The sequence below is a fragment of the Paenibacillus sp. Marseille-Q9583 genome (genome assembly GCF_976954365.1).
The window spans coordinates 1-1,020 of record NZ_CDRJTB010000160.1; the positions used below are offsets into that span (position 1 = coordinate 1).

1 protein-coding gene and 1 pseudogene are annotated in these 1,020 nt (G+C 55.0%); both read right to left on the reverse strand.

Features of this window, described 5'->3' with window-relative positions; genetic code table 11:
• Positions 1 to 834 (reverse strand): condensation domain-containing protein (locus ACWNM1_RS30570; protein WP_449603934.1); only part of this gene is annotated, 834 nt, incomplete at its 3' end.
• 36 nt (positions 835 to 870) lie between these two features.
• A pseudogene (locus tag ACWNM1_RS30575) lies at positions 871 to 1,002 on the reverse strand (phosphopantetheine-binding protein); the annotation flags it as partial.
• Positions 1,003 to 1,020 lie beyond the last annotated feature (18 nt).

The window sequence follows — 1,020 nt, forward strand, 5'->3', positions numbered from 1 at the left end:
ATCCGCCATCGGACGTGCGGCAATCGGACTCCCCACGACAATATCTTCTTGGCCCGTATACTTGAACAGCAGGACGTTGTACGCCGCTAATAACGCCATATACAGCGTGGCTCCCTGCTCCGCTGCCACCTGCTTCAACCCTTCGATGGTTTCCTTGCTTATGGTAAAGCTGATTCGTCCCCCTTCAAATTGCCGGCTCGACGGCCGCACCTCATCTGTGGGCAGGTTCAGCACCGGGATCTCTCCCGCAAACGTCTCCAGCCAATACGACTCCTGCTTTTGGTACGCTTCACTTTGGTTAAATCCCTGCTGCCATACCGCATAGTCTTTGTACTGGAGACGTTGCTGTGGCAAGTCTTTCCCTTCATACAAGTCCATGAATTCCCGGACCAAAATCCCCGTTGTAACTCCATCCGAGATGATGTGATGCATATCAAAAAGCAGGATAAACTTCGCTTCCTCCAGCTGGATGATTCCCCCTCGTACCAGCGGCGCGCAGCTCAAATCAAAGGGGCGAATAAACCCCTTCACCAGCTCCTCTGCTTCTTCTTCCTGCGCTTGTGCATAGTACAAGCTTGCTTCAACTTCCTCATGTATACGCTGTACTGCTTCTCCCTCGAGCATCTCCAAGCTCGTCCGCAGGATCTCATGCCGCTGCACTAAGGCTACGAAAGCCGTTTCCAGCCGTTCACGATCCACTTGCCCTTCGATGATCAATACTGTCGGCATGTTATAGCTGGTGCCCGTCTCTTCCAGCTGTTCCAAGATGAACAGACGCCGCTGCCCTGACGATACTGGGTAGTACACCCGCTCCGCTGCCGGTTCGATCCCCACATAGGTGCTCGCTGTCGCCGCCCGGATCGCCTTCGCCATCTCTTGCGGCGTTGGTGCAGCGAACAAGGTCCGCAGGGCGATTTCCACCGCGAATGCCTTTTGCACCCGCGAGAGTAAGGTAACGGCTCGTAACGAATGGCCACCGAGCTCAAAGAAGTTATCGCCCATCCCGACTTGACGGATGCC